General features: G+C 36.2%; 5 protein-coding genes. 2 read left to right on the top strand and 3 right to left on the bottom strand.

Going from position 1 to position 8571, the window contains the following annotated elements; translation table 11 throughout:
* From AAC037_RS13005 to AAC037_RS12995, 3 genes are all read right to left on the bottom strand, one after another.
* On the bottom strand, positions 1-1349 hold a 1349-nt coding region (locus AAC037_RS13005), incomplete at its 3' end, for an arginine decarboxylase (RefSeq protein ID WP_339903398.1).
* 239 nt (positions 1350-1588) lie between these two features.
* The gene (locus AAC037_RS13000) at positions 1589-3661 is read right to left on the bottom strand and encodes a tetratricopeptide repeat-containing sensor histidine kinase (protein ID WP_339903397.1); all 2073 of its coding nucleotides are present in this window, start codon (positions 3659-3661) and stop codon (positions 1589-1591) included.
* Positions 3662-3960: 299 nt separating this feature from the next.
* Positions 3961-4563, bottom strand: coding sequence for a TetR family transcriptional regulator (locus AAC037_RS12995; protein WP_339903396.1), 603 nt, complete (start codon positions 4561-4563; stop codon positions 3961-3963).
* Between the two features lie 204 nt (positions 4564-4767).
* Between AAC037_RS12995 and AAC037_RS12990 the strand changes: the two genes are divergently transcribed.
* Entirely contained in the window at positions 4768-7989 is a 3222-nt protein-coding gene (locus AAC037_RS12990; protein ID WP_339903395.1) for a TonB-dependent receptor, read from the top strand.
* Between the two features lie 13 nt (positions 7990-8002).
* Positions 8003-8571 (top strand): RagB/SusD family nutrient uptake outer membrane protein (locus tag AAC037_RS12985; RefSeq protein WP_339903394.1); only part of this gene is annotated, 569 nt, incomplete at its 3' end.

Raw genomic sequence — 8571 nt, 5'->3', positions numbered from 1 at the left:
TCCGGTGCAAATAGCTGATGACTGATATTTCCTCCTTCATCCCTATCAATTATTACATGTTTGGGTGCGGGGATCAGGCAATGTTGAATACCACCGTACCCTCCCAGAGATTCTTGATACGCACCTGTATGAAAGAAACCAATGTATTGTTGATTGTTTTTTTCTCTTTTAGGCAAGTATATATTGAATTGATGGGATTCGGAATTATAATAGTCCATACTGTCACAAGTCAGTCCTCCCAGTGAAATATTGTGATATTCTTTGTCCCAATTATTCACCGCGAGCATGATGTATTTCTGATTCAGCCCCCAGCTATCAGGGAGTTGGGTGATAAAAGAACCGTCAATCATGTACCATAACTCTTTATCATTTTGCAGCTTTTCATCTAATATAGAATACAACACAGCACCACTTTCTCCAACCGTATAACTTCCAAATTCAGTAAGGATGTTTGGTTCTATGGTATTGTTTTTGGCGCACATCCATTTAATATTTTTAATGATTTGGTCGGCCATGTATTGATAATCATAGTCGAAAAATACATTGGTTTTGATGGGCCATCCACCTCCGATATCCATGGTGTCCAATTCATGAGCTACCTTTTTCAACTCAACGTATTTTTGAATGAATCGAGTCAATTCAGACCAATAATAAGCTGTGTCTCTGATACCTGAATTGATAAAAAAATGAAGCATTTTTAGGCTTACATTGGGATTGTTTTTTATTTTTTCTTCATACAATTTGATGATATCATTGTACCTAACTCCCAATCGGGAGGTATAGAATCCAAATGTTGGCTCTTCGTCAGCAGCAATTCGAATTCCTACCTTAAAAGGAACTTTTACATGTTCCAAGTAATAATCTATCTCTGTAATATTATCCAATACGGGGATGCAATTGACAAACCCATCATTGAGTAATTCTGAAATGTATTGTTTGTATAGATCTCTCTTGAAACCGTTGCAGACGATTAAGGTGTCTTTTGTGATCTTTCCTTTTTCGTATAAGTTTCTTACCAAAGGAATATCAAAGGTGCTACTGGTTTCAATATGCACTCCATTTTTAAGTGCTTGATCTACTACGAAACTAAAGTGAGAAGATTTGGTACAATAGCAATAAGTGTAGCTACCCTGGTAGTCATGGGTTTTCATGGCATTGCCAAAATACTTTTTAGCATTCTGAATATTTTCAGAGATTTTAGGCAGGTAGGTTAACTTTAGGGGAGTGCCATATTCTTCAATGATATCCAGAAGGTTAACGCCATTAAAATGAAGTTGATTTTCCGATACCTCAAATTCTTTTGTAGGGAAATCGAAAGTCTGCTTTATTAAGTCAATGTATTTGTTCATTCCAAGAGGTTATTCAATGCTAAGCTAATTTTAAGCCTCAAAATTGCATTAAAAAAATGTAATTCAAACCATATAACCCTGGAAAATTTATTTTCACATTCGAGCTTTTATAGTAGCGGAATTTTGTGAGTTATATAATTATTAATCAGTTGCCTTATGGGAGGGGGGATGTTCAAAATTCTAAGGAGAATAACTTAGGTTACATTGGTTCATTTACCCTTTATATCTCCTTAATAAATCTAACTTTTAATTGGGAATTCTACATAAAAAGTTGACCCTTTATTTTCTTGAGATTCAAACCATATTTTTCCTTGATGGGCATTAATGATTTGCCTGGATATGGCCAATCCCATTCCAAAAGGTTTCTCTCCATTAGTTCCTTCTCTTTTACCCATGGTATCCCATTCAAATAATTGGTCTTTTATCGAATTTGGAATGCCTATACCTTCATCTTTTATGATAATGGTTAGATTCCCGTTGGCACTTTTCATTAAAATGTTAATGGTTTTCTCACCTGGGGTAAATTTAATAGCATTTGCAATTAGGTTAGTTAGTACTCGCCACATTTTTTCCTTATTGATAAAAGCAGAAGCTGGAAAAATATCTAGGAGAATTTTTTGATGTTTTTCTTGGGCTTTATGGTTCAATATTTCAACGCAATATTTCAGTAGTCTGTCAATTTCCACAGATTCTTTTGTTATCTTGTTCTCTTTTTTATTCGGAAGAAGCATTTCCGTAATAAGATTCATTGAATTATTGCAGGACGTTTTTATGTTTTCTAAAAGGTATTTATTTTCTACTTTAATATCAGGGTCTTCCAAAATTAAATTAGCGATCATTAAGGTACTCCCAATTGGGTTTCGCAAATCATGAGCTACCATGTACATGATTTTGGCATTTTCTGCTTGACTCAACTCCAATGCATTCAAAGTGTCTTGAAGTTCATTGTTATTTTGGAGGATAAGGTTGTTTGCTTTTATGGATTTTTTAAGATTATACCAATTTACAATTAAAAAAACAGTTAAAAGAATGGTAAAACCCGCAGCTGTTGCCAGGTAAATATTCTTTATTTTATTGTCCTTATTTAAAATGGAAAGCTCATATTTCTGAGCTGCATTTCTGAAGGACCCTTCTATGTCTATAAATTTTAAATTATTGTCTATCAGTTGTAATGAGTCATTCAGGTGATGGTAGGACTTCATGACATTTAATGCATTCCTTGTATCACCTACCTTTTCAAAATAGGCTTCCTTTACTAAATACCAGCGGAGTAAGGAATTGTAATACTTTCTGTCTTTAATTTCAGCTTGAGGTAATTCTTTATCCAATTCATCTAAATATTTTTTGGCTTTGGCTAATTCATAATTCTTTATATAGATATCAGCCAATTTGAGCTTGGCTGTTTGTGCATCACTGTGGTCATAATTGGGTTGGCTATTGATACTAATGCTGGATTTTAAAAGGTTCTTAGCTACAGATCTATTGCCCAATTGGGCCATCACTCCCCCAAGATTCCCTTTTACTACACCAATGGCAGAATTAATGAACAATTCCTTTTCAGGATAGTGTGGTTTGACCTCCAGGTAGGCCAGTGCATCCACATAATAATAGGCCGCACTGTCGTATTTTTCCATCCTCTCATAACAAAGCGCCATTGTATTTCTGTACAGTTGAGGTTCATTAATATTTTGAATGATATTGCCATTGCCCCAACAAGCCCTATTTTCTTCAATGGCTTTTTTGAAAAAAGGGATGGCTTCTTGATATTGTTTTTGGTCATAACGAAAAATTCCTAACCTGTAGGTTAAATTACTTACATTACAATTGTCAAGATTTTCAAGGGCATACTCTCTACCGCTATAAAAATTCTGAAAAGCCTTGTTAAATTTGTGGTTGGCTTTTAAAATATCTCCTTCCATAAATCTGGTTTGCACATACCTGTAATTATCTAGCCTTTTTTCCTTTTTCAGGACATAATACATACTGTCCAAATATTGTTCTGCCTTGATGAGGTCAAACTCATATTTTAAATAATGCGTAGCGTAAAAATTATATCCTTCCCATAGATCCAAATAAGTTTTATTAGGGGTACGCGTAAAAATACTGTCAAAATAATGAAAGGAATGATTTAGTTTACCATTGTTTAAAATAATGCTTGCATTTTCTAATGCAGCGGTAACTTCGGGGGACGGTTCTTCAATTTGAGAAATTGTATTATTGCAAGCTGTACCAATTAGCGTGCATATAAAAAATATAATAAAATGTTGCCAATAATTCACGAGATTAAAAACAAAAGTCCTTCGTTTTTTCATATTTGCCCAAATTAATCTATTATTCTTTAAAAAGACTAATTTTTGTATGGTTAAAATTTTGACTTATTTCATGATTATGGCTTAAATAATTTGTTAAAAGAAGGCCTTAAAATTCTATTTGCGGTTAATAATATTTGAAGTACATTTTATTTTGGAGAAATAGGAATAATAGGGATTATTTAAGGCACCAGTTTTTTTCCTTGTTTGGAAATTTTGCTAGGAGTCTTGGTCTTGTTATCGTATCATTTTCAGGAAGAAATGATTAATGGTACCAACAGAAACGTGGATGTTTTATCCATCTATTTCGTAGTTTCTTGTTTCATCTGAATGAGTTCCAACACTTGGTTTTTGAAGATGTTTAACTTTTGCTGGTATTCCTTGGGTTCTTCAATCATAGAAAGATAATAGTAGGCTCCCTCAATAACAACGAAAATTTTTTCAGCTAACAAATCTGTGTCTTTTTGCGAAAGATTTTTATCCTTGTCAAGAATTATTTTTAAGGTGCCCCTTAACTTTAAATGCAATTTTTTATACTCGTTTCTAATGGTTGAATCCCTAAAAATGAAGGCGTAACAACTAAAGAATACACCATCATCAAATAATAAATTCCACTCTCTTGAAAATAGCCTATTTACCAATAAGTTGGGGTCAAGGCTGCTGTCCTTTTCAAATTTTAAAAGAATTGGCTTGTAGATCAATTGATATTGATGCAAAATATGATCGATAAGTCCCAAAACCAGTAAGCGCTTGTTTGAAAAATAATGCATGATCAAGCTAGGAGGCATTCCCAGCTGTTTTCCAATCTTTGCTATAGATACGTTTTCTAAACCTTCCCGCTTACACAGTTCATAGAATCCTTCAATAATTTCCTTCTTCCGAACTGTTCTAATATCTGTCTTCATAATTTAGTTAATAATAAAGATGCGAAAATAATTGTTCTAATTTATTATTTAATCTAAAAATTACTAATTTTATTATAATTTATATTGAATGAATATTCAATAAACAAAGTTTAAAAGTCAGTTAATATTTTGATAATATTCAACAACTAACTTGCACCCATTAAGCAGAAACACTTAATCTATACCAATTAATATTTAAAATTTATGGTTAAAATTTTACAATTACTTAAGAAAATCAGTTTGAAAATTGGGCTTTTAGCCTATTTCCTGCTGTACGTTTTTACACTTCAGGCACAGGTAGTGGTCACTGGAGTTGTAAAAGATGGAATTGAAGACATCCCCTTGCCCGGAGTCTCTGTCTACCAAAAAGGTAGTGGAAATGTGAGTATCACGGATTTAGACGGCCTTTATACTATAGAAGTAGCCAATGATCAAGCCGAGTTGGTATTTTCATTCATAGGTTTTGAGACCCAAAACGTAATCGTAGGTAACAGAACTAATATTGACATTACTTTAGTAGCAGAGGAAACCTTACTTGAGCAGGTTGTTGTGGTAGGTTATGGTACCCAGAAAAAGATAAATCTTACTGGGGCAGTAGACCAAGTTTCTGGTGAAGATATTATTGACCGCCCGGTGGGAAATGTAATGCAAAGTTTGCAAGGAGCAAGTCCCGGATTGAATATCACCTATTCCGGAGGTAGACCCGGCAGTGTTCCCAATATCAATATAAGGGGATATACATCTATTAATGGAGGTGGGCCTCTTATTGTAATTGATGGCGTGGCAGCAGCATATGATGACCTGTTACGATTGAATCCTGCCGATATTGAATCATTTTCAGTTTTGCGTGATGCTGCCTCCGCCGCAATTTATGGTGCAAGAGCTGCATTTGGAGTGGTATTGATTACCACAAAACAGGGGGGAAGCAAGCAAGTTATTTCTTATAACAGTAATTTCTCCTGGGGAAAACCGACCGTAATGCCTCAGCCGGTAACCGACCCCTATATATATAGCAGGGTAATGGATCAAGCCACAAGCAATACACCTTGGAATTATATAAATTTCAATGATTATCATTATTCTTGGGCCAAGGAAAGGTCTGAAGACCCTACAATTGAAGACGTTAGAGTTGATCCCAATAACCCAAACCAGTGGGCTTATATGGGAAACAATGATTGGTACGATTACTTTTTCAATAATTCAAGTTTTTCTACCAACCAAAGTTTGTCCATCAGTGGTAGTTCCAATAATGAAGGGATGCCCATGACATATTATGTTTCAGGTGATTACACTCGTGAAAATGGGATGAATAAATTGCAACCCGACAATTGGGACAGGTACTCTTTAAGAGCAAGGATTACTGCCACACCTAAGAAATGGTTGAAATTAGACAACAACCTAAATATTTATCAAACAAAGCGAGAAGAGTCTACCAATAACATTACTGATATTTATTCACTTACCCCGATCGAAGTGGCAGAAAACCCGGACGGAACCTGGGCCAATACAGATGCGGGTAGATTGGCTGCACGATTGGTTGACGGAGGAAGGAATGTGGAAGACATGTTTGGTTTTCACAATATCTTTAGGGCCATCGGTACCTTTTTGGACGGAGACTTAACGGTTACTGGAAATGCCAGTTTCAAAAGAGAGCAATGGATTTATGGTTGGAATACCAAAAGTTACAATATTGGCTTTGGCCCGGATGATGTAAGAACCGAAGGTGGAGATGGATCCGTTGTTCAACGTAATGGTAATCTACAGAATACTATTTTTGACTTGTACAGCAATTACACCAAAACTTTTGGAGATCATACGATCAGCTTGCTTGCCGGTTATAATCAGGAAAGTTATTCCTATTCCTCTGTACAGTCAGAAAGAAGAGTGTTGATTTCTTCATCTTTACCTTATATTGGTTTGACTACAGGTGATTCTTTTATCACCCCAGGCTATAGTTCTTATGCAACTCAGAGTGTTTTTGGAAGGGCCAATTACACCTATGACAACAAATATATTCTGGAATTTAATGGCAGGTATGATGGTTCTTCAAGGTTTCCAAGTTCCAATAGATGGGGCTTTTTTCCTTCACTTTCAGGAGCTTGGATAATAAGTGATGAAGGTTTCTTTAATGACTTAACGGCTGATCCTACGTTTAAGCTTAGGGCGTCCTATGGTAGTTTAGGTAATCAAAATGTGTCAAATTTTGGCTATTTGCAATCTTTGCCAACAGGGCTTTCCAGTTATTTAATCAATAATAATAGACAAGTTGTTGTTTCCAGTTCACCATTATTGGCAGTTGATCCTAATTTCTATACCTGGGAAAGAGTAGTGACTACCAATTTCGGAGTCGATTTTGGCTTATGGGAAGACAGGTTCTTCGCAACCTTTGATTATTTTATTCGAGATACCAAAGACATGTTGACCAATCCGGTAGAACTGCCTGGTGTTTTGGGAACTTCTCCTCCACAGCAAAATGCTGCTGATTTGCAAACCAAAGGTTGGGAGCTTTCATTGAATTATAGAAATCAATTTGGAGGATATGGGAAGCCCATTGAATTCGCTTCTAAGTTTTTTGTGTCAGATTCCAGGTCTTATATTACCAGATTTGAAAATGAACAAGGCTTATTTTCTAATTACCGCGTAGGTCAGGAAGTTGGTGAAATTTGGGGACTTACCAATGATGGGCTTTTTGCCTCGGAAGATGAAATCAGTCAGCTGGATCAATCTGCTATTATCCCTTGGGGTGCTTTGGACATTGTTCCCGGCTGGCCTAAATATGTGGACCTTAACAACGATGGAAAGATTGAGGAAGGACTTTCTGCCAATGACCCTAAAGACCTTAAGCTAATTGGGAACAGCCGTCCTAGGTACCAGTTGGGGGCAAATCTAAGTGTGGCTTGGAATGGATTTGATGTTTCTCTATTCCTTCAAGGCGTAGGCAAGCAGGATTATTATCCAAGGCATTATCTTTTCTGGGGACCATACCAGCAACCCTATGCCAATATCTATCCATGGAATCTAGATTTTTATAGAGGCGCGGCAGACAGTGATGCCATGCGTGCACAGCACAGTCAATCTTATATTGACGCAGGATTGGCAGATGTAAATACAGACTCTAGTTATCCAGTATTACAGGCTTGGCTTGCAGATGCCAATTACGGTTCAGGCCTAGACATCTCTCAAACCGGCTATCTTTTAAATGCGGCTTATGTAAGAGTTAAGAACCTTACCATCGGATATAATTTACCGGAGCATTGGGTTTCCAAAGTTAAAGCCAGTAGAATTAGGGTTTTTGCTTCCGGAGAGAACCTTTATGAGTTTTCAGCTATCAAATCCTTTATTGATCCTGAAGCCATTAACGGAGGCAATGGATGGGCATACCCATTCCAAAGAAAGCTTTCATTTGGGGTAAACATTGACCTATAAACGAAAAATAAAAATGAAAAAATACATATATTATTTATTCATACTGAATATATTCTGGATTGCTTCATGCAATGAAGATTTTATTGACAGGTATCCCCAGACATCCATTGCACCGGAGGAGTTTTTCAAAACAGAACAGGATTTAGAGCTGTATATCAATGGATTATTGTCCCTTCCTGGCATGTTTGAGTATCAAGCAGATCAAAGTAGTGATAACCTTGCTACCACCGGAGCGGTTGAAGTAAAAAGCGTCATGACAGGTACTCCAAATTCTCAGAACATCACTGGTGGATGGAATTGGGGTAGGTTAAGGAATATTAATTATTTCTTAGAGAATAGCCGGCAAGCAGATGCTAGTGTTGAAGCGATTGAACATTTTGAAGGAATAGCCAGGTACTACAGGGCAATTTTTTATTCAAATATGGTACAGCGTTATTCTGATGTACCGTGGTATGATCAATTGCTTTCTCCTACAGATGAAGCATTGTATAAAGGAAGAGATTCTAGGGAAACAGTAGTAGAAGGAATCATGGAGGATTTGGAATTTGCCAGCCAACATGTAAGGGAAGATGTCCCGACGGG

This window comes from uncultured Cyclobacterium sp. (genome assembly GCF_963976465.1).
Classification (GTDB): Bacteria; Bacteroidota; Bacteroidia; order Cytophagales; family Cyclobacteriaceae; genus Cyclobacterium.
The sequence above is the reverse complement of the archived record's forward strand: the minus strand, read 5'-3'. Positions and strand labels throughout refer to the sequence as shown.

Coding starts and splice junctions, on each gene's coding strand:
- AAC037_RS13000 (WP_339903397.1), bottom strand. CDS start 3,661: ATGAAAAAACGAAGGACTTTTGTTTTTAATCTCGTGAATTATTGGCAA.
- AAC037_RS12995 (WP_339903396.1), bottom strand. CDS start 4,563: ATGAAGACAGATATTAGAACAGTTCGGAAGAAGGAAATTATTGAAGGA.
- AAC037_RS12990 (WP_339903395.1), top strand. CDS start 4,768: ATGGTTAAAATTTTACAATTACTTAAGAAAATCAGTTTGAAAATTGGG.